At 67.8% G+C, this 26,361-nt stretch carries 23 protein-coding genes; 4 read left to right on the top strand and 19 right to left on the bottom strand.

Features of this window, described 5'->3' with window-relative positions; all coding sequences use genetic code 11:
- Positions 1-23: 23 nt before the first annotated feature.
- The gene (gene pip / locus BW38_RS19870) at positions 24-971 is read right to left on the bottom strand and encodes a prolyl aminopeptidase (RefSeq protein ID WP_032974631.1); all 948 of its coding nucleotides are present in this window, start codon (positions 969-971) and stop codon (positions 24-26) included.
- A 147-nt stretch (positions 972-1,118) separates the two neighbouring features.
- Between pip and BW38_RS19865 the strand changes: the two genes are divergently transcribed.
- A complete protein-coding gene (locus tag BW38_RS19865) occupies positions 1,119-1,790 on the top strand; it encodes a TraX family protein (RefSeq protein WP_051584830.1) in 672 nt (223 codons plus the stop codon).
- A gap of 10 nt (positions 1,791-1,800) precedes the next feature.
- Here BW38_RS19865 and BW38_RS19860 read toward each other — a convergent pair whose 3' ends face one another.
- The 5 genes from BW38_RS19860 to BW38_RS19850 form a co-directional block, all read right to left on the bottom strand.
- Positions 1,801-3,156, bottom strand: coding sequence for an AMP-binding protein (locus tag BW38_RS19860; RefSeq protein WP_032974633.1), 1,356 nt, complete (start codon positions 3,154-3,156; stop codon positions 1,801-1,803).
- On the bottom strand, positions 3,153-3,734 hold the full coding sequence (locus tag BW38_RS0120370; protein WP_032974634.1) for a hypothetical protein: 582 nt from the start codon (positions 3,732-3,734) through the stop codon (positions 3,153-3,155). Before BW38_RS0120370 ends, BW38_RS19860 begins: the two co-directional genes overlap by 4 nt.
- 77 nt (positions 3,735-3,811) lie before the next feature.
- Complete coding sequence (locus BW38_RS19855) at positions 3,812-5,611, bottom strand: hypothetical protein (RefSeq protein ID WP_032974637.1); 1,800 nt, start codon at positions 5,609-5,611, stop codon at positions 3,812-3,814.
- Positions 5,608-6,585, bottom strand: coding sequence for a hypothetical protein (locus tag BW38_RS21135; protein ID WP_152543253.1), 978 nt, complete (start codon positions 6,583-6,585; stop codon positions 5,608-5,610). Before BW38_RS21135 ends, BW38_RS19855 begins: the two co-directional genes overlap by 4 nt.
- Positions 6,586-6,587: 2 nt before the next feature.
- A complete protein-coding gene (locus tag BW38_RS19850) occupies positions 6,588-8,168 on the bottom strand; it encodes an AAA family ATPase (RefSeq protein ID WP_032974639.1) in 1,581 nt (526 codons plus the stop codon).
- Between the two features lie 117 nt (positions 8,169-8,285).
- Between BW38_RS19850 and BW38_RS19845 the strand changes: the two genes are divergently transcribed.
- Positions 8,286-9,398, top strand: a complete 1,113-nt coding sequence (locus BW38_RS19845; RefSeq protein WP_032974641.1) for a crosslink repair DNA glycosylase YcaQ family protein — start codon at positions 8,286-8,288, stop codon at positions 9,396-9,398.
- A 78-nt stretch (positions 9,399-9,476) separates the two neighbouring features.
- Positions 9,477-10,268, top strand: a complete 792-nt coding sequence (gene xth, locus BW38_RS19840) for an exodeoxyribonuclease III (protein WP_032974642.1) — start codon at positions 9,477-9,479, stop codon at positions 10,266-10,268.
- On the opposite strand, the gene BW38_RS19835 is transcribed toward xth, so the two are convergent.
- From BW38_RS19835 to BW38_RS19790, 10 genes are all read right to left on the bottom strand, one after another.
- Entirely contained in the window at positions 10,265-11,983 is a 1,719-nt protein-coding gene (locus BW38_RS19835; protein WP_032974644.1) for a PAS domain S-box protein, read from the bottom strand. The genes xth and BW38_RS19835 overlap by 4 nt on opposite strands.
- Before the next feature lie 70 nt (positions 11,984-12,053).
- Complete coding sequence (locus BW38_RS19830) at positions 12,054-12,248, bottom strand: hypothetical protein (protein ID WP_025874451.1); 195 nt, start codon at positions 12,246-12,248, stop codon at positions 12,054-12,056.
- Complete coding sequence (locus tag BW38_RS19825) at positions 12,245-12,880, bottom strand: DNA-3-methyladenine glycosylase (RefSeq protein WP_032974646.1); 636 nt, start codon at positions 12,878-12,880, stop codon at positions 12,245-12,247. Before BW38_RS19825 ends, BW38_RS19830 begins: the two co-directional genes overlap by 4 nt.
- Before the next feature lie 70 nt (positions 12,881-12,950).
- A complete protein-coding gene (locus BW38_RS19820; protein WP_032974647.1) occupies positions 12,951-13,901 on the bottom strand; it encodes a cation diffusion facilitator family transporter in 951 nt (316 codons plus the stop codon).
- Between the two features lie 117 nt (positions 13,902-14,018).
- Positions 14,019-14,615, bottom strand: coding sequence for an NTP transferase domain-containing protein (locus tag BW38_RS19815; protein WP_032974649.1), 597 nt, complete (start codon positions 14,613-14,615; stop codon positions 14,019-14,021).
- A complete protein-coding gene (locus BW38_RS19810; RefSeq protein WP_051584839.1) occupies positions 14,612-15,604 on the bottom strand; it encodes an XdhC family protein in 993 nt (330 codons plus the stop codon). Before BW38_RS19810 ends, BW38_RS19815 begins: the two co-directional genes overlap by 4 nt.
- The gene (gene paoC / locus BW38_RS19805) at positions 15,601-17,802 is read right to left on the bottom strand and encodes an aldehyde oxidoreductase molybdenum-binding subunit PaoC (RefSeq protein ID WP_032974651.1); all 2,202 of its coding nucleotides are present in this window, start codon (positions 17,800-17,802) and stop codon (positions 15,601-15,603) included. Before paoC ends, BW38_RS19810 begins: the two co-directional genes overlap by 4 nt.
- The gene (locus tag BW38_RS19800; protein ID WP_032974654.1) at positions 17,799-18,755 is read right to left on the bottom strand and encodes a xanthine dehydrogenase family protein subunit M; all 957 of its coding nucleotides are present in this window, start codon (positions 18,753-18,755) and stop codon (positions 17,799-17,801) included. Before BW38_RS19800 ends, paoC begins: the two co-directional genes overlap by 4 nt.
- On the bottom strand, positions 18,752-19,396 hold the full coding sequence (gene paoA, locus BW38_RS19795; protein ID WP_032974655.1) for an aldehyde dehydrogenase iron-sulfur subunit PaoA: 645 nt from the start codon (positions 19,394-19,396) through the stop codon (positions 18,752-18,754). Before paoA ends, BW38_RS19800 begins: the two co-directional genes overlap by 4 nt.
- 144 nt (positions 19,397-19,540) lie before the next feature.
- Positions 19,541-22,336, bottom strand: coding sequence for a PAS domain-containing sensor histidine kinase (locus tag BW38_RS19790; protein ID WP_235189869.1), 2,796 nt, complete (start codon positions 22,334-22,336; stop codon positions 19,541-19,543).
- 158 nt (positions 22,337-22,494) lie between these two features.
- On the opposite strand from BW38_RS19790, the gene BW38_RS19785 reads away from it, so the two are divergent.
- Positions 22,495-23,277, top strand: coding sequence for a CHAD domain-containing protein (locus BW38_RS19785; RefSeq protein ID WP_032974657.1), 783 nt, complete (start codon positions 22,495-22,497; stop codon positions 23,275-23,277).
- A gap of 91 nt (positions 23,278-23,368) precedes the next feature.
- On the opposite strand, the gene BW38_RS19780 is transcribed toward BW38_RS19785, so the two are convergent.
- Genes BW38_RS19780 through BW38_RS19770 form a run of 3 tightly spaced genes read right to left on the bottom strand, consistent with a single transcriptional unit; the run spans position 23,369 to position 26,148 of the window.
- Positions 23,369-23,629 carry a hypothetical protein gene (locus BW38_RS19780; protein WP_025874461.1) on the bottom strand — a complete coding sequence of 87 codons (261 nt, stop codon included), beginning with the start codon at positions 23,627-23,629 and terminating at the stop codon, positions 23,369-23,371.
- Positions 23,626-24,975: a membrane protein gene (locus BW38_RS19775; protein WP_032974658.1), complete on the bottom strand. Its 1,350-nt coding sequence runs from the start codon at positions 24,973-24,975 to the stop codon at positions 23,626-23,628. Before BW38_RS19775 ends, BW38_RS19780 begins: the two co-directional genes overlap by 4 nt.
- A 24-nt stretch (positions 24,976-24,999) precedes the next feature.
- Complete coding sequence (locus BW38_RS19770; RefSeq protein WP_032974659.1) at positions 25,000-26,148, bottom strand: SPFH domain-containing protein; 1,149 nt, start codon at positions 26,146-26,148, stop codon at positions 25,000-25,002.
- Positions 26,149-26,361: the final 213 nt, after the last annotated feature.

The following is a 26,361-nucleotide window of genomic DNA, read 5'->3' on the forward strand; positions in this document are numbered from 1 at the left end:
AAGGGGCCGTTGGCCCCTTTTGTTCAGCTGCGGTCCGCGAAAGCGTCGGTGGCCCGCACCAGGGCATCGGTCGTGGCCGCTTCGTTGGCGCTGTGGCCGGCGATGACCATCTCCAGCCGGGCTTCCGGCCACGCCTGTGCCAGGTCCCAGGCACTGCGCGGCGGACAGATGATGTCGTAGCGCCCCTGCACGATGACCCCCGGCAGATGGCGGATGCGATCAATGTCGCGCAGCAGCTGGCCGTGCTCGAGGAAAGTGTTGTGGCGGAAGTAGTGGGCCTCGATGCGTGCCTTGGCCAGCGTATCGAGCGGATCGGTAGCGGACACCGCGTCGACGTCGTGCAGCAGCGTGGCGGCATTGTCTTCCCAGCCCAGCCACGCTTGTGCCGCGGCGATGCGGATGGCTTCGTCGGCGTGGTCCAGGCGTTTCCAGTACGCGTCGAGCATGTTGCCGCGCTCGCTTTCCGGAATGTGCGCCTGGTAGCGATCCCAGCGCTCCGGGAAGATCCAGCGCGCACCGCCGTTGAGCTCGGCGAACCAGCGGTTCTCTTCCTCTCGCCCCAGGAACACGCCGCGCACGATCAGCCCGGTGGCGCGGTCGGGATGCGCCTGTGCATAGGCCAGCGACAGGGTCGAACCCCAGGACCCGCCGTAGACCAGCCAGCGCTCGATGCCCAGGTGTTGGCGGACCTTCTCGATGTCGGCCACCAGATGCTGCGTGGTGTTGTCGCGAAGCTCGCCGAAGGGCGTGGAGCGGCCGCTGCCGCGCTGATCGATCAGCACGATGCGGTAGCGCCTGGGGTCGAAGAAGCGGCGGTGGGTGGGCGAGATGCCAGCGCCCGGGCCGCCGTGCAGGTACACCACCGGAATGCCATCGGGCGTGCCGCACTCCTCGACATGCAGGGTGTGCAGTGCATCCACGGGCAGCGTGTGTTCGCGGTACGGGGTAATCGGCGGGTACAGCGTGCGCATGGCGGTGCCTCACAAGCAGGGAGTACAAGGATAGCGGGGCACATCGACCAGCGTCATCCGCCCCAGGTTCAAGTATTCTTTGCGTTCAAGGGGTAAGGCCGCCGATTCCTGGCGATATCGACCCTGCAGGACGCAGAGGATGGTGGCATGAGCGCGCAGGACGTCGCTGCACGATACTCCCCGGCGCGCAGCGCCCTCGGCAGCGGCGCCCGCGAGCTGCTGAAGTGGCTCGCGCTGCTGTCGATGACCGGCGATCATGTCGCCAAAGTGGTTTTCGGCGGCTATGTACCGGTGGTCAGCGAGCTGGGGCGCATCGCCTTCCCGCTGTTCGCACTGGTGATGGCCTGCAACCTGGCACAGCCCGGGGCGGATCTGGGCAAGTCGATACGGCGCCTGTCCGCTTGGGGCCTGGTTGCGCAACCCCTGCATATGCTGGCCTTCGGCCACTGGTTGCCGCTGAACATCCTGTTGACCTTCGGCCTGGCCGCTGTAGCGGTGCACGCGCTGGCCAATAACCGGCAGCTGTTGCTGCTGGTGGCGGGTGGGCTGCTGCCGTTCTTCGCGGATTACCAATGGGTGGGCGTGGCATTCGTGATGCTGGGCTGGATCGCATTCCGCCACCGGGCCTACTGGCTGCTGGCGTTCGGATTCGGTGGGCTGTGCTGGGTCAATGGCAATGGATGGGCATTGCTGGCCATCCCGCTGGCGCTGGCGGCCGCGCGCGTGCAGTGGCGGCTGCCACGATGGCGCTGGGCGTTCTACGTTTATTACGTGGCGCACCTGGCGGTGCTGGCCGCCTATGCGCAATGGCTGCGCTGACGCACGGCACTCATCGCGGCGGCGGACTGCTCCCGGCTACGTCGCTGGAGTACTGCAGAACCTTGTCTTCGCGCTGCAGCGCAATGACATCCACCGGCTGTCCTCGCAACACCGCGCGCAGGCAGCGGATCGCCTCGGCGGAGTAGCCCAGCTCTGCAGGTGGCAACGACAATGCAACGCGGCCATCGCTGTGCTGATGCACCACGTATCGTGACAACGGCAGCGCAGCCAGCGCATGGGTCAGGTCGATGTTGTTGATCCACTGCTGGTCGGCGGTCAGATAGCGTACCGGACGTCGCCCCTGCAGGCCGACGATCATCGGCGTATCGCCGGCCATGGCCAGCGCGCCGCGGTCGCCGGTGCGGTAGCGCAGCAGCGGCAGGCAGAAGTTGAATCCGCCGCTGAGCGTGATCTCACCGGTCTCCCCGGGCGGCAACGGCGTCCCGTCGGGCCCGAGAATTTCCACATACATGCGCGGCTGCAGCAGTACGTGGCCGCCGGCAGCATCGTCATACACGGCCAGCGGGCCCGCTTCGTTCATTGAATACAGATCGAGCACCGCGCAGCCAAAGCGCGCGGCCAGGGCCTGGCGCAGGCCCGTAGACAGCGCCATCGATACCGACAGCAGCGCCTGCGGCCGGTGTCGCACGGGCAATTCCAGCAGCGCTGCGAAGGAAATCGGGTCGCCGGCGATCACTTCCGGCTGCATCTGGTCGATGTAGCGTGCGCGGTCCTCAGGATGGCGCCAGTCATCGGGATGCAGGTTGATCTTGGCCAGGCCGGATTCGTCCATCGTCGGTGTCACCGAAACATAGGTGAAGCACCGCTGCTGCATGCCCAGCAACATCACCCCCATCTGGCCGCGGCCGTGCGCCAGGGTGATGCCGAAGCGCTGCAAGGCGCGCTTGTGATGGGCCAGATAGCGTGCCGCCACCACCGGATGCGATGGCAGTACCAGTGGATGGCCGGTGGTGCCGGTGGTGCGGAAATTGATCATCCGCTCCAGCGGGACCGGGTCTGGCACGAAACGGGCGATGTCCGCTGCGAGGTCGCCACGGTGGACCGGTGCAATGTCGGTGAAGGCGGCTGGCATCGCCTGCGTGCGGTAATACGGCACCTGCGCAAACACCTCGGTCACATGCGCCTGCAGCCACGGTGGCGGTTGACCTGGCGTCCACTCGAAGCGCGCGCAGATGATCTCCCGTTCGTAGCCACGCAATGCCGTCACCTCATCGGCAAGCAGGCGGTTGCCGCTGGCATTGCGGAAGATCGGCGCCGCCGGGTGCTCGCGCATCTGCTGCAGCATCGCCAAGCCCGCCGCGCTCAGCGTGGGATAGCGATCGGCATCGGTCGGCTCGCGGCTCACTCGCGGGTCCACTTGTCCGCAGACTCTTCGGCCGCCTTGCGCGCCAAGGCCTCGCGGATGGCACGCGCGCGCGCTTCAGCGGCGCGGCTGGCATCGAGCAGGCGCTGCCGTTCCACGCCGCTGACCCGGGCCAGTCGATCGGTCGCCTGGGCCGCTGTTTCACCCTGCGGCAGCAGGCCCAGCCGGGCCACCACGGTGCGCACCAGTTCTTCGCGGCGCTCTGGATCGAAGACGAACCGGTCTGCGCTGGTACTGGCCGCCAGCGCTGGCACTGCTTCGGCGAACAGGGGCATCCACGCCTCCGGGGCGATATCCAGTGCATTCCAGTACGCATCTGCCATCAGCCATGCGGTCACCGCTGAAAGCGAGAGCTGGTTTGCATCCACGCCGGCCAGATCACCCGACAGCGTTGCCCGCAGTGCAGGGGGCAGGTGCAGCGAGCGTGCGGCAAAGACATCGCCCACCACCGCCGCGACGTGCAGCCGACCGCTGCCGGCGCGGCGCGGTGGCTCGAGGAAATCGGGCGGCATGTCCAGCAGGCGCCGCAGCAGAACGTCAAGGGAGGGGCCGGAGAGCATGGTCAGGTTCCAGACTTGGCAAATACCTGGGTGGAAGGGCAATCGTCAGAGGTGCGCGGGCGCAAGGCAGAGCACGATCATCGCTGCACCCGCATGCCGCCAGGGCCGTAGTGCTGCTGGCTGAAGGCGCGCGCGAACTGCAGCAGGTCGGCCATGTCGCGCACCACATGGATGTTCCATCCCACGTCGCGTGCGCGCAGCAGATCGCCGGTCCATCCCGCGTTGGCGGCATCGGCGATGCGGGACGGCAGCGGGCTGAACAGGTTCAGCGCCATGGTGCCGCCACCGCCGGCCACACGCAGCGCTCTGGCGGCCACGTCCCAGCCGCTGTTGCCGCGCTCATCCTTGTCGAACATCGTGGTGATGCCGTCGTCGGAGATGTGCAGGATATGCACCGCCCGTGCATGCGGTGGACGCTCGGCATAGGTGTCACGCAACCGGTGGATCGGAAACGCGGTGGCGCCACCGAAATAGCCGGTAAGCACCTTGAGGATGTCGTCTTCCGAACGCACGAAGCCGTCGGTGTGCAGGTGCTGCCCGGTGCCGCTCCACAGCGTGGCCTGTACGCGTGCACCCACGCGCAGCGCCGACAGCGCGATGATGGCGCCGGCCAGGGTCAGGAACGAGGTCCATGCCTGCGGGTTGGGCATCGAACCGGAACTGTCCACGTACAGATCCAGGTCCACCGGTTCGGCAGCGGGTTCACGGCCGGGTGCCAGCCCGTGCACACGCTGTACCGTCGTCAGCCCGGGAATCACATGGGGTGACTGCAGCACCGATTGCAGCCAGTCCACTGCGTCCAGTGCATCGCCGGCTTCCCAGGGCTGCAGCCCCTCCGGCAGCGGCTCCAGGGCCTGCGGCTGCCGCCGCGACGGGTAGCGGATCAGGTGTGGCAGCGCGCGCTCGCGGTAGTAACGCACGGCGATCTGATGGTCATCCAGGTCCAGGCCGGCCGCGCGCAGGATCTGCCCGTACTCGAACGGCTCGCGCATCTGTCCTGGCGAGTGCGCAGGGTCCCCAGCGAGCGCATCCGCAGGCAGATCGCTCTTCTGCTGTGCGTCGCCGCCGCGCTCATCGCCAGTGATGCGTGGGTCGGATGCGGGGTGCGGCGCCGGCGCCAGCTCGTCGTCCTCCAGCTGCCCCAGGCCGACCGGTTGGCTTCCCTGGCCGGCGTGCCGGGTATCCATCAAGGCATCCACCCGCGCATCCTGCTGTGATTCCAGCAGCCAGGGCAGCAGCAGCGTGGCGAAGCGGCCAGCGCCGATCATCCAGTCGCTGGCGTAGACGCGCACGACGCGTGCACCGAGCCAGGCATCGCCCTGCAATGCGCTGTCGTCGGTCGAGCCCCCCAGCGTGCCGCGCGGCTGCTGCCACAGTTCCTCGTAGATGCCCATGTACAGCTGCCAGACCGGCGAGCTGGCCTGCGCCGGTTGTGCGGCCAGGCGTCGATAGATCGCATCCATGCGCAGCCCGCTCTGGCGCTGCAGGCGATCGTTGATGAGCAGGTCGGTGTAGAGGTTGGCGACCATCGGTGCATGCGCTTCCAGCGTCGGCAGCGCACGGCGGATGCGCGCCAGCAGCCGTGCATGGTCGCTGGCGGTGGCAGGCGCCAGCACGTGGTGGCCGATCTCGTGGGCGAGGATCTCCAGCGCGTAGGGTTGCAGCTGCAGGCGCTGTACTTCCTCCAGATCGATGACGATGCGCTGGTCGGCGAGGCGGATGGCCGCGAAGCTGCCGGTCAGGCCCTCGGCGGCCGCCTGCATGCGCGAATGGCACAGCTTCGGGTCCTGCAGCCGGGTGAAACGGCTCCATGTGGCCAGTGCCTGTGGCCAGGCCTCGCGCCAGGGCTGCAGCGGATCAGCGACCGTGGCACTCATTGGGGTGGCAACACATGCACATGGTGCGACCACGGCGAGAACAGGGCGATGCCCGACGCGCCGGAGACCGCACACAGGTCGTCCTTGGACAATGCCGGCGCTGTCCATTGCACGCCCAAGCGGGCGGTCACATCCGGCGCCGGTCCGCTGCTGCTGCCCGCTGCGTATTCGGCGGCGCTGGCAGGCAGCAGGACGGCACCGAAGGCATCGGCGAGCAGCAGAAAGTACCCGCCTGCACTTTCGACCACGAAGCCCTCGGTCGTTGCACGAACCTGTGGCGGTGCCGGAAACGCGCCGTCCAGGCCGCTGAAGCTGCCGACACGATGCCCGCGCAGGTCGACGCTGCCCTGCCGCGGATTCCACCAGCGGTCCTGCTCAAGCTGGACCCGGACCGAGGCCAGATCACCCGCATCGATGCCCAGCACGGCGGCGACCGTATTCGCGGGCAGGGCATCGATACGGGCAAGGGCAGGGCGGCGCAGCTGCACCATCCCCGCCTGCCAGGCACAGAGCGCCCCGATGTCGCGCAGTTCCGGCAAGGATGTGCACCCGCCTGCATGCGCCGCCATCGCATCGATCCACTGCGCGACGCGAACGTCCGGACTGGCGCCCAGCCGCACCACCGCATTGCTGATGGTGCCGAGGGTCTCGCGCGGAGCGTGGGCCAGCAACGGGGCGAGGGCCGGGGCCAGCGAGCGCCAGGCCTGCTCGACCCACGGCAGACGCGCCTTCGGGCCGGCATGGCCCTGCGCCACCAGCTCCAGACCGATCTCGAAGGCGGCCTCGCACGTGCTCTGCGTTGCCGACGGGTGGTGGCGCTGGATGGCCTGGCAGAGGGGGTCGATGGTCTGGGTGACGAACGCGCTGAAGGCGGCCATGTCCAGGCCGGGCCAGCGGTGGCGGGCATCGGCCACGGCCTGGTTCAGCACGGAACGGCGCGCGGCCAGCAGCTCGGCGAGAACGGCGGAAACCACGATCAGCGTGCCCGCAGCCAATGCAGGTAGTTGGTGTAGCGCTGGTGCAGGTACTTCAGCTTCAGCAGGTCGTCGTACAGATGGCCGTACAGCTTGCGTCCCTTCACCCGTTCGTCCACCAGACGCTCGATGCGGGTCAGGCGCTTGCGCGTTTCCGTCTCGGTCATCCCATCCAGGCCCCGCTGGAACTGTGCCGACAGCTCGCCCACCGGATCGTCGCGATCCAGATCCAGCCGGTCATATTCGGCGTTGGAGGCATCGAGCAGCCAGCGCAGCCAGCTGAGCCGATCGCTGCGATAGGGCGCATTCTCCGGCAGGGCGAAGAAGGGCGCATCAAGATCCGGTTGCAGCTTGTCGTTCAGCACGAAGGGCAGTACCTGGCGCACATCCTCCAGGGCAACGGCAGGGCTGCCGCGGAAGTACGCCATGGCCTTGGCGAACATCAGCAGGGTCATCAGGTTGCGCACCGACAGGCCGTTGCGGGTCTGGCAACCCAGGTCCTTCATGCGATCGCGGCCGCTGTCGGCAGCGGTTGCCTGCGCCCATTCGGTGCCGGCCAGGCGCACGGTGTCCTTGGTCAGGTACTCGAACTGGGCGCCGGCGGTTTCCATCAGCTCGAACTGGCTGCTGAAGAATTCGATGCGGCGGCGCACGTCCTGCGGTACGTCGACCGCGCGGATCTCCTGCAGCAGCTGGTCGCCCTCGGCCTCGCTGAAGATGATGTCACGCGGCACGAGCTCTTCCGGGCGGATGTCCTGCTCGATGCGCAGCAGCATCTCTTCCAGGAACCGCGGGTTGAAAGCCAGTGCCTGCACCACCACGTCGATGCGGTCGCGCAGGGCTTCGATCACCTGGTAGGTGCCGCCGCCGCGATCATCGTTGGCGGTCAGGTACCACGCCGATTCCGGGCATTCGTAGACGTGGTTGAGGATCTCGGCGTAGTTGTCGCCCATCACCGTCAGCAGCGCGCTCTGGGTGCGGGTGGGAATGCGGTTGTATTCGTCGATGATCTTCACCCGCATCCCCAGCCACGACCGCCAGGCAATGCGGATGTCCGCCATGTCCTGCGCGGCCACCAGGTCGGCGGGCAGGGGGTTGCCGAGCAGATCGGCGATGGTCATCTGCGGGTGCCCGTGCTGCATCGCCCGGCGCACCTCGCGGACCGGATAGCCGGCCAGGACGCCCATCAGGATCGCGCTGGCGGTCTTGCCGCGCCCTGGCCCACCCACGAACAGGCACTTGCGGCGGGTGGCGAAGGTCAGCAGCGGCAGCAGCACGTAACTGGAATAGCTCTGCGCCGATGGCAGGGTCAGCGGCCGCCGTGTGTCACCCACCGCGAACGAGGCGGAGGGGCCTTCGTGGTACTCGATGTCGTAGTGCGGGCTGATGATCGCGTTGTTGACGATCCAGAAGTAGGCCTGGCGCAGTTTCTCGTCCAGCCGCAGCGGCGCGGCGGCTGCATCATCCTGCAGGCGCACCGGCCCTTCGTACAGCTCGGCCACATCGAATGTGCGCGGTGCAGTGTCGGTGCGCGGGTTGGTCGGCGCCTGCGACAGGCGCTGGAACAGGTTGAACGGTGGCACGCGATTCCCTTGGCTGTGGCCTGCTGGGGAGATTGTAAGCGGCGGGCCAGCGGATCCGGCGCGCCTTGCGCGGATGACGTCCTGCAGCGGGGCGGCCGGCAGTCCTACAATCGGCCCATGCCGACCTCGCCGACCCTCGATGATCTGCGCCGCTACGCCGTAGCCCGCACGCTGTTCACGCCTACCACGTTGCTGACAGCGATCCGTCGGCTGGGCTTCGTGCAGGCCGATCCCATCCGTGCGCCCGCACGCGCCCAGGACCTGACCCTGCGGCACCGGGTGAAGGGCTACCGGGCCGGGGACCTGGAGCGCCGCTACAGCCGACTGCCGATCGAGGAAGACTTCCTGGTCAACTACGGCTTCCTGCCGCGTGAACACCTTTCCCTGATGCATCCCCGGGTGTCCCGCAGGCCATGGGACGCGAGCACGCGGCGCAAGGCAGCCGACGTGCTGGCGTTCGTGCAGGAGCGGGGTGCGGTGCATCCGCGCGAAGTCGACCAGGCGTTCGCGCATGGCCGGGTGACCAACTACTGGGGCGGCACCAGCAACGCCAGCACCCACCTGCTGGACGGCATGCACTATCGCGGCATGCTGCGCATCCATCGTCGTGACAGCGGTACCCGCATCTATGCCGTTGCGGCACATGCCCCGGCCGATGGCGGCAAGGCCGCACGCCTGCAGCGCGCTACCGCACTGATCGATCTGGTGGTGCGCAAGTATGCGCCGCTGCCTTCGGCGAGCCTCACCTATCTGGCGCGGCTTCTGGGCTATGGCGCACCGCATCTGGCGGAGGAGATCCAGCAGGCACTGCGGTTGGCGCGCGAGCAGCTGGCGGGCTGCAGCATCGATGGAACCACCTGGTACTGGCCGGCCGACGAGAACCCCCGTTCGCGGCGCTACCAGACCGATGAACAGGTGCGGCTGCTCGCGCCGTTCGATCCGGTGGCCTGGGATCGGCGACGGTTCGAACTGCTCTGGGGCTGGGTCTATCGGTTCGAGGCCTACACCCCGGCGGCCAAGCGTCGCTTCGGCTACTACGCGCTGCCGCTGTTGTGGCGCGACCAGGTGATCGGCTGGGCCAATGTCGCGGCGAAGGATGGGCAGCTGCAGCCCAGCTTCGGTTATGTCGATGGCAGCGCACCAGGGGACGTGGCATTCAGCAATGCGCTGGAGGACGAGCTGGAGCGGATGGCGAACTTCCTGCCAGGGACGGGCCCGGCAACGCCGTGATCGTGCGTGCGGCGTCCTCCACGCTGCCTGCATGCCGCCTCGCCAATACTGCAGGCCCGCCGCCCGGGTACTTCCGCAATGGCTCGCCGCAAGACACTGCGCATTGCCACGTTCAACGTCAACGGCATCGGCACGCGCTTGCCGCATCTGCTGTCCTGGTTGCAGCGTGAAGCGCCCGACGTGGTGGCACTGCAGGAGCTGAAGGCGGTCGATGCCGCTTTTCCGGTCGACGCGCTGGAGCGGGCAGGGTATGGCGCACTGTGGCTGGGTGAGGCGCGCTGGAACGGGGTGGCGATACTGGCCCGCGATGCCATGCCGATCGAAAGCCGGCGCCACCTGCCCGGCGAACCGGCCGATACGCAGAGCCGGTACCTGGAAGCTGCCGTGCATGGCGTTGTGGTTGCGGCGCTGTACCTGCCCAACGGCAATCCCCAGCCGGGGCCGAAGTTCGACTACAAGCTGCGATGGATGCAGCGGCTGATCCGCCATGCGCGCACCCTGGTCGATCTTCCGCACCCGGCACTGCTGCTGGGGGATTTCAATGTCATTCCAGACGACGAGGATGTGTACGACCCGGCCTCGTGGCGGCGCGATGCGCTCATGCAGCCGGAGGTCCGCGATGCCTTCCAGCAGCTGCTGGCGCAGGGGTGGACCGACGCCCTGCGCACGGTGCATGGCGACCAGCGCATCTACACCTTCTGGGACTATTTCCGTCAGCACGCCGAACGCGATCGCGGCCTGCGCATCGATCATCTGCTGCTGAACCCGGTGCTGGCCAAAGGACTTCAGGATGCGGGTGTCGATCGTTGGGTGCGGCTGCAGGAAAAGGCCAGCGATCATGCGCCTGCGTGGGTCACCGTTACCCGCTAGTCGGCGCTGCCCGGCGGACGCATCTCGCGACGTACCCTGGCCCGCGTGCGATACAGCCGGCTGTCGGCCTTGTGGATGGTTTCCGCCACGGGTTCGCCGGGGACGTTGACGGCGGCGCCCATCGAGAACGCGGTGGGAGCACGCGCGGCGTTGCCCGCATACCAGGCTTCCAGCGCAGCCAGCCGCCCGGCCGCCGGTTCGATCAGCGCCACCAGGAACTCGTCGCCGCCCAACCGCACTGCCGCCTCATTGGCCTGCAGCGGCGCGCGCAGGAAGTCGGCGAACTCGACCAGCACCGTGTCGCCACGACGGTGCCCCAGGGTGTCGTTGACCTGTTTGAAGTGATCCAGGTCGAACACCAGGCAGGCCCACGACCGTGAGGCGACGTCGTCGAGCCGATGCAGGTACCGGCGGTTGTGGCACTGGGTCAGCGGATCCTTCAGCGACAGTTCGCGCAAGCGCTCTTCCTGCAGGCGCAGCGCGGTCACGTCCTGGGCGTGGCCGAGCACGAACGGCGGATGGGTCTCGGTGTCCAGTACGTTGTTGTAGGCCCAGTAGCGGCGGGTGCCATCGGCGGCGAGCAGTTCGATCACGCCTGCGTCGGTATGGTTGGCTTCGATGCGCCGCAGGTAGGCCTTGAACGCCTCGCGCTTTTCCGGCGGCATCAGGTCGCACAGGCTGCGGCCAACCATCTCGCTTTCCGGGTAGCCCAGCGACTGCACGGCCGCCGGATTCACCGATGTCACGGTGCCGTCCAGCGTGTGCGTGCAGATCAGGCCCAGGCTGTAGTGGAAGAGACGGCGATAACGCACCTCGCTGGCTTCCAGCGCGTCCACCACCGCGCGTTCTTCGGTGATGTCCTGGATGGCACCGACCAGCCGTGGCAGGCCCTCCACCTGTTGGCGGGTGCCCACCACGCGGGTCCAGATGCTGCGGCCATCGGCGGTGGTCATCGGCAGCTGCACTTCCCAGGGCGTGCCATGTTCGGTGCAGCGCTGCACCGCCGCCTGGATGATGCTGCGGCTGTCCGGACGATAGAACGACAAGGCCGATTCGAATGTTGGCTGGTAGCTGGAACGCACGCCGTGGATCTGCTTGGTCTCGCGCGTCCAGCGCACTTCGCGGGTGGCCAGCTCCAGCTCCCAGCCGCCGACCTTGGCGGCAGTGTTGGTACGTTCCAGGAAGTCCTCGCTGCGCTTGAGATCGCGATGCAGCGCCTGTGCCTGCTCGATCTGCCGCAACAGCGCACTGCGCTGCTCCAGCACTTGGGTAGTAACCCGGCCAAGATGGACCATCAGCTCACGTTGCGACGGTGACAGCACGCCAGGCAGGGTGTCGAGCAGGCACAGCGTGCCGATGCGCGCGCCATGGGCAGTGGCCAGAGGGATGCCGGCATAGTGGCGCACCCTGGGCCCGGCGGTGACCAGCGGGTTGTGGGCGAAGCGCGGATCCTGCCGCGCATCCGGAATCTCCAGCAGCGCGTCCTGTTCGATGGCGTAGGTACAGAACGAGATGGAGCGCGGGGTTTCGCTGACATCGCCCAGGCCGATGCTGGATTTGAACCATTGCCGTTGTTCGGCAACGATGGAGACCAGGCCGATGGGCATGCCGGTGGCGGCGCGCGCGGCGGCGACGATGGCATCGAACACCGGCTCGGGCGGCGTATCGAGCACGCCCAGCCGTTCGATTTCGCGAAGTCGGGTGGCCTCATCCATGGCTGTCCACACTAGTACCCGGTCTGTTAGCGCCCTGCGTACGGCAGTGATGCCGTCGTGACGCGCCTGCTCATGGCTGTTGCAGGGACGCCTGCAGGGCGCTGGCCAACGCGGCGTCACCGGAGACGAGGTCTTCCCAGCGCAGTTCCAGGCCCTTCCGCCGTCCCTTCTCGACCAGCTTCAGTCCGCTCGGGTCCAGGGTCAGCGTATAGGCCTGGCCGGCGATGGTCAGTTCACGGCGCAGCGGTTTGTCGAGCGGTGTCATCGGGGGCTCCTTCGCGTTGAGGCGCGGGCAGGGCGCACTGAAACGTGACGATGATCGCGAACATACCAGCGCCAAGGAAAATCCACTGCCCGGGTGATGCCGATGCGTGGGCCTACCACCGGATCGTCGGGGGGCCGCGTGCCGTCATCCACGAGGGTGATCCCGTGGCTGGCGGTGACCAGATCGGCGCCATCAACGCGCCGGTCCAGGCCGAACGCCTGCGACAGTTTGCCGGGACCGCTGGCGAGGTCGTGATCGTGGCGGGCAGCTGGCCGCAGCGGGTACATCCGTTCCTGTCCGGCAACCGGCTCTGCCGCGCGCAGCAGTACCGCAACACCCTCGCCGACCTCGCCGCAGACCACATTGCTGCCCCAGTGCATGCCGTAGGTGAAATACACATACAGGTGCCCGGCCTCGCCAAACATGCTGGCGTTGCGTGCGGTCCTGCCACGATACGAATGGGCAGCCGGATCTTCACTGCCCGCGTAGGCCTCGACTTCGACGATGCGCGCTGCACGACCGTCGCTGCGCACCAGCAGCTTGTTGAGCAGGTCCGGTGCAACCACCGTCGACGGGCGCCGGTAGAAGGTGCGGGGTATCGGTATCCAGGTATCCGGCAGCCAATCCATCATGTTGCGGCAGTGCTCGCTTCCCAAGCCTGCTTCAGTGTGGCGTGCAGCGGGTGAAGCCGCCGCCATCGATTCACTCCAGGTCAGCCAGCGCCGCGCGCCGCCTGGCGAAGACTTCCGGCGTCTGCGGTTTCACGAACAGCGCCACCAGTTCCGGGAACTCCTGCTTCACCGCACCCTCGATGCGGGTGATGCAGGCTTCGATCTGCGGGGTGGTGCGGTCGTCCTCGAATTCGGCGCTGAGCATGGCCACCACCTGTTCCGGGCCCATCTGCATGGTGGTCACGCCATTGGCACGGCGCAGGTCCGGATCGGTCACGGCCACCGCCATGATGCGTTGGGCAACGGCCGGGTGCGCAGGCTCGCCCACCAGCAGGCCCTTGGTTTCCCGCGCCAGCAGGAATGCGGTCAGCGCCAGCACGCCGGCAATGCACAACGAGGCGACCCCATCCAGTACCGGCATTTCCAGCAGCTGCGCGGCCAGCAACCCGACCAGGGCAAAGCCCAGGCCGAGCAGGGCGGCACTGTCCTCCAGCAGTACGGTGAAGGTGGAGGGGTCCTTGCTGCGGCGGAACGCCTCGAAATAGCCCAGCGTGCCCTTGCTGCGCCGGAACTCGCGCAGTGCAACCCACCAGGAGGCGCCTTCGAACAGGATGGAAATACCCAGCACGCTGTAGCTGATGGCGTGGTTGGTGGCCGGTTCCGGCTGGCGGATGTGCTGGATGCCCTCATAGGCCGACACACCGGCGCCGGCGGCAAAGACCAGCAAGGCGACGATGAAGCTCCAGAAGTACAGTTCGCGACCGTAGCCGAACGGGTGCAGGGTGTCGGGGGCCTTTTCGGCACGGCGCAGACCGTACAGCAGCAACACTTCGTTGAGGGTATCGACCAGCGAATGAACGCCTTCGCTGAGCATCGCCGAGCTGCCGGACAGGCCGGCGGCGATGAACTTGGCAACGGCGATGGCGAGGTTGCCGGCCAGCGCGGCGTAGATGACAAGGCGGGAGCCTGAGGGTGCGGCCATGTGCGGGAATGCTGGCAGGTAGCGGGCGCACCATCCTGCGCGGCGGAGCGTCCGCGCAGCGTGTATGCCGAGCGCCCGCGCAGCGCGGCCGGGCCAGTTCAACTGTCGCCGCCGCCCTCAGGCGGACGCAGGATCCAGCCAGCCGAGCGCGCGCGCGCGGCGCAGGTCCTCGGGGGTATCGATATCGGACTCCAGCCCGGCGCCGGAGCAGCGCGCAATGCCTTCGGTCTGCCGCAGCCGCCGGCCAAATCCCCCGTCTGCAGGTTGCAGTCCTGTCCCGGCAAACCAAGTGCCCGGCACCACCGCCGGCACGCCGATGGTGTCGCCCAGTACCGTGGCCGCGCAGCCGGACGGTGCAGCGGCTGCCGCGCCCAGCAGCGCGCGCAGGTGCTCCACGCGCAGCGTCGGTTGATCGCAGATCATCACCAGCACCCTGGCGGCGCTGTGCACGTGGGTGGCGGCCAGCGACAGACTGCCGCCGATGCCGAGCCCAGGGGTGGGATTGTGCAGCCGCTGTGCCGGCAGGCCGTGCAGTTCTTCTTCGAAGCGTGGGTGCTGGGGCAGTACCACCACCAGCGTGTCTGGCGATGTTTCCAGCGCCAGCCGCACGCTGCGTCGCAACAGCGTCTCTCCGCCCGCACGCAGCAGCTGCTTGGGCTGCCCCAGGCGCTGGCTGCACCCGGCTGCGAGCACCACGGCCGCATGCCCGGTCATGGCGTGGCCAGGGGCGTTCCGTGCCGCCATGCCTGCAGCTGTGCGGCGATGCTCAAGGCAATCGCCTCGGGACCACGACCGCCCAGTGGCAGGCCGATCGGTGAGCGCAGGCGCGGTTCCAGGGCGCGGCGCGTGTGGCTATCCAGCACGCTGAAAAGGTCGTCCTTGCGGCGGCATGGTCCCAACAGCCCGATGAAGGGCACGCGCGAGCCTGCCAGCCGTTCGAGCGCGTCACGGTCGAGCTCGAAATTGTGATGCATCACGAGTGCGGCATCGGCCACGCCGGCGGCAGCGGAAGAACAATACGAACCAGCGGCAAGGGGCAGGTGCTCGCGCCAACGGGGTCGCGGTTCCTCAACATGCGCGCACCAGCCCAGATGGTCGAGCAGGGGTAGCAGAAGCGCCGCCTCCGGGCCTGCTCCGTGCACGTGCACGACAGGCGAACGGTGCCACTGCAGCCGCCAGCGGTGGCTGCCGTCCAGCGGCTGCGGGGCGGCCGGGGGCACCGTGCGGGTGAAGGTGAAGCCGGCGCAGCGAGCGTCCAGCCGTCCATCAGCCTGCAGTGCCAGGTGCAGCGTATGCGGCCCTTGCAGCCAGGCATCGAGAAGCTGTTCGATGCCGCCGAGCTGCGGCAACGGAAGCAGTGCCAGCCACTGGCGACCCCGGCATCCGGTGGCATTGCCGGAGAACAGCGCAGCGTCGTCTCGGCTGTCGATCTCCATCCATGCAATGCGCCCGGCATCCACCGCGTTGGCGGCCTGTCGCGCCAGCTCCGGTTCCAGGCAGCCGCCGCTCAGCCAGCCCACCTGTCGACCCGGTTCGAACAGCGCACAGGTGCCCGCGCGGCTGTAGCTGGACCCTTCCGTCTGCAGCACCACTGCCAATGCAGCCGCACGGCCGGTACGCGCCGCGTCGGCGGCGGCCTGCAGCACCGGGCGCGGGTTGCCACCGTCCAGATCCAACGGGGCAGGGTGGAGCGCACTGGTCATGCGATGTCCGGCAGGCCAGCGAGCAGCTTGTCCAGGGTCAGCGGATAGTCGCGCACGCGGATTCCGGTCGCGTTGTACACCGCGTTGGCCACTGCCGCGCTTACGCCGCACAGGCCCAGCTCGCCAACGCCCTTGGCCTTCATCGGCGACGACACCGCATCGCTTTCATCGAGGAACACCACCTCCTGGTGCGGCACGTCGGCATGTACGGGTACTTCGTAGCCGGCCAGGTCATGATTGACGAAGAACCCCAGCCGCCGATCCACCACCAGTTCCTCCGACAGCGCTGCGCCGATGCCCATCGTCATCGCGCCGATCACCTGGCTGCGCGCGGTCTTCGGGTTGAGGATGCGGCCGGCTGCGCACACGGCCAGCATGCGGCGGATCCGGCTTTCGCCCGAGGCCACATCCACGCCCACCTCGACGAAATGCGCGGCGAAGGTGGACTGCTGGTACTTCTCCTGCAGCGTGTCGAACTCGATGCTGTCTTCGGCCACCAGCTCGCCGGCCTGAGCGGCATCGGCAAGGGCGCGGCTGCGGCCCCCTGCGGTCACCTTGCCGGCTTCGAACTGCGCTGCCGCCGGGTCCATTCCCAGCGCCTGCGCGACCTTCGTACGCAGTGCCATGCATGCGGCGTAGACGCCCGCGGTGGAGCTGTTGGCGCCCCACTGGCCACCGGAACCGGCAGCCACGGGATAACGGGAATCGCCCAGCTTGACCGTGACCTGCTGCAACGGAACGCCGAGCATTTCCGCGGCCGTCTGGCCGATGATGGTGTAGCTGCCGGTGCCGATGTCGGTCATGTCGGTTTCCACGGTGACCTGGCCATCAGCGGCCAGGCGGACGCGTGCGCCGGATTTCATCACCAGGTTGTTGCGGAAGCCTGCCGCCACGCCCATGCCGACCAGCCAGCGTCCGTCGCGCACGGCGCCCGGGGTGGCGCTGCGCCGCTGCCAGCCGAACCGTTCGGCGCCCGAGCGCAGGCACTGCACCAGCTGCCGCTGTGAAAAGGGGCGTTCGGGATTGGACGGGTCGACCTGGGTGTCGTTGCGGATACGGAATTCAATCGGGTCCAGGCCGAGCTTGATGGCCATTTCGTCCATGGCGATTTCCAGCGCCATCAGTCCCGGCGTTTCGCCCGGCGCGCGCATGGCATTGCCTTCGGGCAGGTCGAGGGTGGCCAGGCGCAGTGCGGCCAAGCGGTTGGGCCCCGCATACAGCAAGCGCGTCTGCTGCACCGCTTCCTCCGGCGAGCCCGCTGGCAGGTTGCCCGACCATGATTCGTGACCGATGGCGGTCAGGCTTCCTTCCGGCGTTGCGCCCAGCCGGATGCGCTGCAGCGTGGCCGGGCGGTGCGTGGTGTTGTTGGCGATCAGCGGCCGCTGCAGGGCCACTTTCACCGGCCGCTTGGCAGCGCGTGCGGCGAGCGCAGCCAGCAGCGCATCGGAGCGCAGGAACAGCTTTCCGCCAAAGCCGCCGCCGATGTAGGGCGACACCAGCCGCACCTTGTCCTTGGCGATGCCCAAGGTGCGGGCCAGATCGGTGCGGCCCCAGTCGATCATCTGGTTGGAGGTCCACACCGTCAGCTGGTCGCCTTCCCAGGCGGCCATCGTCGCGTGCGGCTCCATCATTGCGTGCGACTGGTCCGGGGTGTCGTAGGTCGCATCGAGCGTAACCGCCGCCTGGCTGAAGGCCTTCTCGAAATCGCCGACGCGCGCATCGGGCTCCGGCGTCTGCAGGGAAGCGCCGGCCTGCTTGGCATCGGCCAGATCGAAGTGGCCGCGCTGCGGGGCATAGCGGATGCGGATCTGTCCGGCCGCAGCGCGGGCCTGTTCGAACGTTTCGGCCACCACCACCGCTAGTGCCTGGTGATAGTGGTGCACCTTCGGACCACCCAGCAGCGGCGCGGCGTTGCGCTTGACCGGATGCAGCGGCCCGGCGGTGTCGGCGGTGACGATGGCCAGAACGCCGGGCGAGCGCCGCGCTGCGTCCAGCTCCATGCGGGTCACGGTGCCGGTGGCAATGCCCGCCCCGACCACCACGCCATAGGCGGGGGCGGAAGGCGTGGCGTCATGCCATTCGTGTGCGTAGGTGGCCTTGCCGGTGACCTTCAGCGGGCCGTCGATGCGATCGTGCGGCTTGCCGACGACGGTCTGCGCATCGATCGGATTGCGCCCTGCGGGGGTGTCGAATTTCATGCCTCGGCCCTCACGTCCTGCAGGATGGAAGCCAATGTGCGTTCGGCCAGCGCCAGTTTGAAGGCGTTCTGTGCGGTGGGCGCAGCACCCTGCAGCAGCACCGACATCACGGCGGCGGCGCCCTGCGGCAGGGCTGCATCGGCCGCAGCGCTGTGCCACGGCTTGTGGGCGACACCGCCAAGGGCGATCCGGCCGCTGCCGTCGGGCCGCAGGATCGCCGCCACCGACACCAGGGCGAACGCATACGATGCGCGGTCGCGTACCTTGCGGTACACGTGCACGCCCCCCGGGGGCGGCGGCAGGATCACGGCGGCGATCAGCTCGCCCTTGTCCAGCATGGTGTCGATATGCGGCGTACGGCCAGGAGCGCGATACAGGGCGTCCAGCGCGATGTTCCGGCGCGATCCGTCGGCGCGGACGGTCTCCACCGATGCATCCAGCGCCATCATCGCCACCGCCATGTCGCTGGGATGGGTGGCGATGCAGTGCTCGCTGGCACCTATCACGGCCAATTGCCGGCTGAAACCTTCGCGCGCGCCGCAGCCACTGCCGGGCAGCCGCTTGTTGCAGGGCTGTGCGGTGTCGTAGAAATAGGGGCAGCGTGTGCGTTGCAGCAGGTTGCCGGCGGTGGTGGCCTTGTTGCGCAGTTGACCCGATGCGCCGGACACCAGTGCGCGGGTCAGCACCGCATAGTCGCGCCGGATGCGCCGGTCGGCCGCCAGATCGGTATTGCGTACCAGCGCGCCGACGCGCAGGCCTCCCTGGCTGGTGGGCTCGATGGTGTCCAGGTCCAGCCCGTTGACGTCGATCAGGTGGGCGGGCGTCTCGATCTCCAGTTTCATCAGGTCCAGCAGGTTGGTGCCGCCGGCAATGAACCGAGCGCCCTGGGTACGCGCCGCTGCCGCTGCCGCCTCGGCGGGAGAGCGGGCTCGCTCGTAGCTGAAAGCTCTCATGCGCTGGCCTCCCCGACGTCCTGGATGGCCTCGATGATGTTGGAATAGGCGCCGCACCGGCAGATGTTGCCGCTCATGCGCTCGCGCAGTTCTTCGGCGGTGAAGGCGCTGGGCGCGTCCAACGCGGCGCTGACGTGGCTCGGTATGCCGGCCTTGATTTCCTGCAGCACGGCGACGGCCGAGCAGATCTGCCCCGGGGTGCAGTAGCCGCACTGGAAACCGTCATGCTTGACGAAGGCCGCCTGCATCGCGTGCAGCCGGTCTGGCGTGCCGAGGCCTTCGATGGTGGTGATCTTCGCGCCCTGGTGCATCACCGCCAGGGTCAGGCAGGCATTGATGCGCCGGCCGTCCACCAGCACCGTGCAGGCACCGCACTGGCCGTGGTCGCAGCCCTTCTTGCTGCCGGTCAGGTGCAGGTGCTCACGCAGGGCGTCGAGCAGGGTGACGCGGGTGTCCAGCCGCAGCGATCGCGCTGTTCCGTTGACCTCGAAGTCCACCTGCATCAGTTCCGGTGCCCGTGCACCGGTCCGGTCCGGCTCCGCCGCAGCGACCACGGCAGGCAGGGCCATGGTGGTGGCCGATCCCGCGCTCAACTTCAGCAGTTCCCGGCGCGAAAGGGGAAGGTGTGACGGTGGGCTCATCGTGGCTCCTCGCTGGCTGCGGCAGGCTGGCTGGCGGTTTCAGTGCCGGGACAGCATGGCGGTGCCGCGGTAGGCATGCGGTGAAGCATGACCCGGTCGCGCATTCATCCGCTGCCGGCTGCGGCGCAACCTGCGTGGCGGCCTTCAGCCATCGCCGGCCAGCGCGATCCTTACCCGCGAGGCCAGTTCGCCGATGGTGAACGGTTTGCCGATCAAGTGAACCTGCGCATCCAGCACGTTGTTGTCGACCAGCGCGTTGCGGCTGTTGCCGGTGGCGAACAGCACCTTCAGCTGCGGATGGCGCGCACGTGCCTGCTCGGCCAGCTGCCGTCCATTGACCTCGGGCATCACCACGTCGGTAAACAACAGCGCGACCTCTGGATGGGCCTGCAGCAGCGCCAAGGCGCTGGCGGCGCCATCTGCGGCCAGTACCCGATAGCCGAGTTCAGTGAGGGCATCGACCGAGAACGCGCGGACGGCCGCATCATCGTCCACGACGAGAATGTGCTCGCGCCCGCCGTGCAGGGCCGGCGCATCGTCATCCGATGCGGCAGCGGGCATGTCGACGTCGGCCAGCAGCCGCGGCAGGTAGACCTGTACCCGCGTCCCTTTGCCGGGCGCGGAATCGAGTTTCACATGCCCGGCCGATTGCTGGACGAAGCCATACACCTGCGACAGCCCGAGCCCGGTACCCTGGCCGACCTGCTTGGTGGTGAAGAACGGATCGAACGCGCGCGCCATCACCTCCGGCGTCATCCCGTTGCCGTCGTCGGTCACCGCGATCACGACGTAGTCGCCTGCAGGCACGCCGGCATGCGCCGATGCGGTGTCGAGGTCGACGCGCTGGTTGCGGGTCTCGATCTTCAATCGGCCGCCGGAGGGCATCGCATCGCGCGCGTTGACCGCCAGGTTCAGGATCACGTTCTCCAGCTGGTTGGCGTCGGCATGGGTCCACCACAGGCCCGCGCTGAGTGCGGTTTCAAGGATGATGCTGCTGCCAAGGGAATGCACCAGCAGGTCGGTCATGCCGGCCACCAGGCGGTTGGCATCCATCGCCACCGGCTGCAGCGGTTGCTGGCGCGAGAACGCAAGCAGGCGCTGGGTCAGCTGAGCGGCGCGCTGCGCGCCATCAAGGGCCATTTCAATGTACCGGCTGGCGCGCGCGTCGCTGTCGCCGAGGCGCAGCGCCAGCAGGTCGAGCGGCCCGATCACCGTCGCCAGCATGTTGTTGAAGTCGTGGGCGATACCACCGGTCAGCTGGCCGACCGCCTCCATCTTGCGGCTCTGCCGAAGCGCCTCTTCCACCCGCAGGCGCTCGGCGACTTCGACCCGCACACGTGCCTCCAGCTGCCCGTTCAGCTCCTGCAGGCGCGCATCGGCGGCCTTCCGCGCGGTGATGTCGATGGCCACGCCCAGCACGCGCACGCACCTGCCGAACTCGAAGATGCCGCGGCCCTTGGCGGCGACCCAGCGGACGATGCCATCCTCCTTGCCGACGGTGCGGTACTCCACGTCATAGGTCTCGCGCCGCTCGGGATCGCAGGCGGCGGCGAACGCGGCCAGGGTTGCCGCGCGGTCGTCCGGGTGCAGCCCGGCACGGAAGTCGTCCATGGTCACCAGCGCACCGGCGGAGATGCCGAACATGGCCTTGGTGCGCGCCGGCCAGATCAGCACGTCCTGCACCATGTCCACGTCCCAGAACCCTTGCTCGCCTGCTTCGGTGGCCAGCCGCAGGCGCTCTTCGCTGTCGGCCAGCGCCGCTTCGGCGGCCTTCCGCCCGGAGAGATCCAGCATGGCCCCGATCATCCGCAGCGGGGTGCCATCGGCGTCGCGCAGGACCGTTCCGCGATCCAGCACCGACGCATAACTGCCATCCGCGCGCTGGAAACGGTACTCGTCCGTCCAGCCGCTGCCGTTCCCGTCGATCACGGCGTGGATGCCGTGATCGATGCGCGCGCGGTCATCGGGGTGGATGTGCTGCAGCCACCATTGCGCGGTCGTGTTCTTCTCCGTGTGGCCGAACAGGCTGGCCAGCGCTTCGTTCCAGATCACCTGGCCATCGGCGATGCGCCAATCCCAGATGGCATCGTTGGTGGCCTGTGCGGCCAGCCGGTAGCGTTCTTCGATATCACGACGCTCGGCTTCGGCGGCCTTGCGGTCGGTGATGTCCAGCGACGTACCGACCAGGCCGATCACGGCGCCATCGGCGTCGCGCAGCGGCGATTTGGTCGACAGCCACCAGGCCCGGCGACCATCGGGGAAGCTCACTTCCTCCTCCAGCTGCTCGCTGTTGCCGCTGGACATGATGCGCTCGTCGGTCGCCATCACCGACGCCGCCTGGGCGGGGTCGCCCAACAGCTCGGCATCGGTGCGCCCGATATATTCTCCCGGCGGCAGGCCGATCAGCTCGGTGGTGCCGTGGTTGCCGATCAGCAGCCGGCCTTGCCGATCCTTGGCATACATCACGCCCGGTGCAGCCTCCACGAACGAGCGCAGCAGCGCCTGCGCCTGGTCGCGCTCGGCCTCGACGCGCAGGCGCTCATCGATGTCGATCAGCACGCCCGGGAAACCCAGCGCGCGGCCCTGGGCATCCATATCGACCCTGCCGATGCTTTCCAGCCAGTGATAGCTGCCATCGGTGGCGCGCGCGCGGTACTGGTGGGCAAAGCGCCCGCCCGTCTGCACGGTCTGCTCAATCGCCGCCGACAGCGCGGGCAGGTCCTCGGGATGCACGGCGCCCAGTACGTCCTGCAGGTGCAGTTTCCGCTGCGCCATTGCCGGGTCCAGGCCGAAGGCGCGGGCCAGGGCTTCATCGACCGTGAGCTGGTCGGCCTGGACGTCCCAGAACCAGGTGCCGACGATGGCCCCGGCGGCCAGTGCCATGTTGACGCTGTCGGTGGCCCGGCTGTCGCGGGTGGCAAATGAGGGCAGGGACGTCACGTTGATCTCGAGCGGGAGGAGGGGTGCTGCGCCAGCGTGGCGGGATCAGCACGGGCGAAGGGGCGCAAGTCTAGGCAGCGCCGCGTCACGGCTGCGTGGTGCCGGTGCCCGACGGGGAGCAGGCTACACTGCGGCTCCCATCCCGGCAGGGAACATCGATGTCCGCAGCAGAAGCCGGCGAGGCCTTTCGCCAGAGAGCGCTGCATGAGTGTGCCGCGATCGCTGCGGCGTTGTCGTCGGCATCCGACCCGCACCCGGCCATCCATTCCGCGCGCAAGGCCATCCGCCGATTGCGGTCCCTGTTGGCGCTGCTGGAGCACGCAGCGCTGGACGTCGAGGCTGCCGACCTGGGATTGAAGCGCCTGGGTGATGGCCTGTCCCGCCTCCGTGATGCGCATGTGGTGGTCGAGGTCGCCCGGCAACTGCAGGAGCGGGTTGCCGATCCGCGATGGAAAGGCGTCATCCGGATGCTGGTCCTGCGTCGTGAGGGCCTGCTGCAGGCGACCCTGCAGCGTGACCCGGGGTTTGCACGCCGCCTGCGTGTCCTGGCAGCGGTGCAGCAGCAGTTGGCGGTCCAACCCTGGCATCAGCTGCGGCGTGGCCCGCTGCGCCAGAATCTTGAGCGTAGCTGGCGCCGCGTGGACAAGGCTGCCGCACGGGCGAAACGCGACGGCGGTGCCGCGGCGGTCCACCGCTGGCGCCGACGCGTGCGCAGGCTGCGCATGCAGCTGGATATCGCCTGCGACCTGCAGCTGCACGTGCCGCACAGCAGGCCGCTGCACGCCTCGGGGCATCGTTACAAGGCGCTGCATCGGCTCAGCGACGAGCTTGGCCGGCAGCAGGACCTGCGGCTGCTGCGCAACCTGGTGCGGGCGATGCCTGCCAGTGACGGCAAGCGCTCAGTGATGCAGCAGATCAACGGAGAGGTGGCGCCGGACTGAATCGAGGGGCATCGGGACGTACGGCTACCTGACGTTCCGGTTTGCTTCGAAGGCTGGGATGGTCCCAGCCCCCGAAGCGCTGGCGGAGCGTTCAATCGTCTCCGCTGCTCACCCGCGCCACCCGCTTTCGATACTCATACACGTTGTCGCCGCGGATCCGCTTTTCCTGCGTGCCCGAAATCGAATCGACCCGGCGATCCGAGCCGGTCACCGGCTTGGCATCGATCTCGGTCTCGTGCTCGAACGAATGCGATTTGTCGGTATTGCGGTAGAAGCGATACAGCGCCCAGTACAGCGCAGTTGCGCCGGCCGGGCCTGCGGCCAACAACCAAAGACCACTGTCATCACTCATGTGCTGGCCACCAGGAAGGCAATTGCGAGGGCTTCGATGATCGTACCTGCGGTCAGCGCCGCCAGCAGCATCTTCCACTGCTGCACCGGCACGCTGCCCATGGTTTCACCGGTCCGGCCGTTCACCGCGATGTAGTGCAGCATGCCGCCGTTCCTGCCGGGCTGGTGGTACGAATACAGCCACACCGGCAGGTACATGGCCACCCAGCGGGTGCCGTGCACTTCCAGTTGCTCCTGTTCCCAGCGCACGCCACGGTCGTAACGGCGCACCGTGCCTTCCACCTGCGCGCGGGCGATCGACAGCAGCTGGTCTTCCAGGCGCGGCCGCAGCTTTTCGACGTCCAGGTTGCGCTTTTCCGAAGTGAACCCGGCCAGGTACGAGGCGTTCCACTTCACCGCGTTCTTGGTGTCGAACGGCAGAATCGTGTTGATGATGTTGTTGGTGTTGGCGCGCGTGTCCAGGTTGCCGCGCTCGGCAGAGGATTCCAGCGGCAGGTCGTCCACGGTGAAATCGACCTGGCGTTCCACCTGGTAGATATCCGCGTCGTAGTAGGTCTGCTTGTTCTTCTCGGTGCCACGGGTGTACTCGCGGGTCTTGATCTCACCCTTGCCAGCCACCGCTGCGCTGACATTGCCGTCGACGATCATGTAGGGCAGGTACACGCCCACCACGTTTTCCGGGGTGAACTGTTCCTTGAACGCCTTGAGCGCGAACATCCGGCGCTTGTCGACGAACTGGCGGATGCGCGCGACCGCATCCTCCTTCTTGATATGGAACGGCAGCACGGCGTCGGGCACCGCGCCGTTGGCGATCTGTTCGTTCACGCCGAACACATGCCGGCACCAGTGGCAGCGCGCCGTCATCGTGCTTTCGGTGTTGACCGTGACTTCGGCGCCGCAACCGGTGCACTTGAAGGTCATCAGTGCCGAGGTGTCGGCATCGATATCGCGTGCGCCCGATGCAATGACGGTGCCACGCAGCTGGTCGATGGCTTCGCCCAGCCCGAATTCCTCCTCCACCCGCGCGCCATGCCACTGGTGACGGCAGTACAGGCAGACCAGGATGTCGGTGCCCAGCTTGGGCCGTATGTCGGTGGCGCCGCACTTGGGGCAGCGGTTGAGGCCGTCTTTCAGTTCGGCCGCAGCGGTGTCGATGGCGACCGGGTCGGGCGCCTCGACTTCGTTGCGGATGGCCTCAGGCAGCTTGGAAGTATCCAGCGGGAAGCTGCCGGGCAGGGGAGGGACATCCTGCGGCGAACCGGGGCCGTCCAGCACCGCCGCCGGCAGGGGCGGGGGTGCTGAAGCGGAACCGGGCAGCGGCGGAGGCGTGTTTCTGGGATCGGACATGGTGGTTGCGCGTCCTGCGTCTTCTTACAGTCCCAGCGCCTTGGCCTTCAGCGCGTCGTAGTCGGTCTGGGTGATCAGGCCCAGGTCGAGCATTTCCTTGGCCTTCTTCAGCTTGGCCACCGGATCGTCGGCGGCAGGGGCGGCCGGGGTTGCCGGCTGCTGCAGGTTGCCCGCGCCGAACATGCCCGATGCCATGCCCACGCCGACAAGCCCGGCGGCACCGCCGTTCTCACCGGCGGACTGGATCCCCTGGGCGACGCTGGCCTGCAGGTTGGAATTGCCACGCGAGCCGGACAGCGCATCGGCGCGCTGCACGGTCTTCAGCAGCTCGCGGGTGTTGGCGTCGTACTCGATCGAGACGATGGCGGTCTTGACGATGGCCAGGCCACGATCGGACTTCCACTGGTAGCCCTGTTCGACGGCGGCCGACAGGCTCTGCGCAAAGCCCAGCGAATCCTGCTGCAGCTTGGTGATGCGGTTGCCCTTGCCCGGATCGTTGGTGTACAGGCTGAACGCCGGCGCCAGCGAACCCACCACTTCATTGAACAGCTGGCTGGCAGCAGCATTGTCCAGGTCGGTGAAGTCGAACACCTGGCCCGGCCGCAGGTAGCTGGCCGGAACGAAGTTCTTCACGAACAGGATCGGGTCGACGATCTTCAGCGTGTACGAACCACGGGTGACCGCGCCGACCTGGGTGTTGAGGAAACCGTCGTCCCAGTAGATTTCCGACTGGGTGCCGAAGCGGTTGTCCGGCAGTTCCTTCAGCGAAACAAAGAAGGCGGCCTGCTGCGAGCCCGGCTGGCCGCCGAACTTGAAGCGCTCCCAGCTCTGCTTGATGAAAGTGCTGACCAGGCCGTCGCCGGCGAAGAGCGACTGCGAGTTCAGATCGTCCGAACGCCACTCGTAGCCACCCGGCTCGGCCACGAAGGCAGTGATCGCGCCATCCTGGAACAGCAGCAGGCCGTAGCCCTCGGGCACGACGATCTTCGAACCGTTGCTGATGATGTTGGAGGAGCCGCTGGTGTTCGAACCGCGCCCGGCATTGGTGCCCTGCGGCACCGCCGCGAACAGGGCTGCCGTGGACGGCAGGCCGGTCGGCACGGTGTAGAAGTCCTTCCACTGGTCGGCCAGCACACCGCCGACTGCACCCTTCACCGCTTGTACCAGACCCATGACCCACTCCCTGTAGTTGCCGGACAGGCACCACGCCTGTCGTGCTCGGCTGACTATAGAGGAGGCAGGCTGCATGCGGCTAGCGGCCGGGTGGACCCCCATTCATCTCGCGTCACAGGCCAGGATGCGGTTGATCAGGCCTGGCCGATCAGCGGCACCCGTTCCGGAGCCCATCGCCGCAATGCGACAGTCCGGCCTGGGCACGGCCCCGCA

Origin of the sequence: Stenotrophomonas sp. RIT309 (assembly GCF_000632045.1) — a bacterium.
Classification (GTDB): domain Bacteria; phylum Pseudomonadota; class Gammaproteobacteria; order Xanthomonadales; family Xanthomonadaceae; genus Stenotrophomonas; species Stenotrophomonas indicatrix.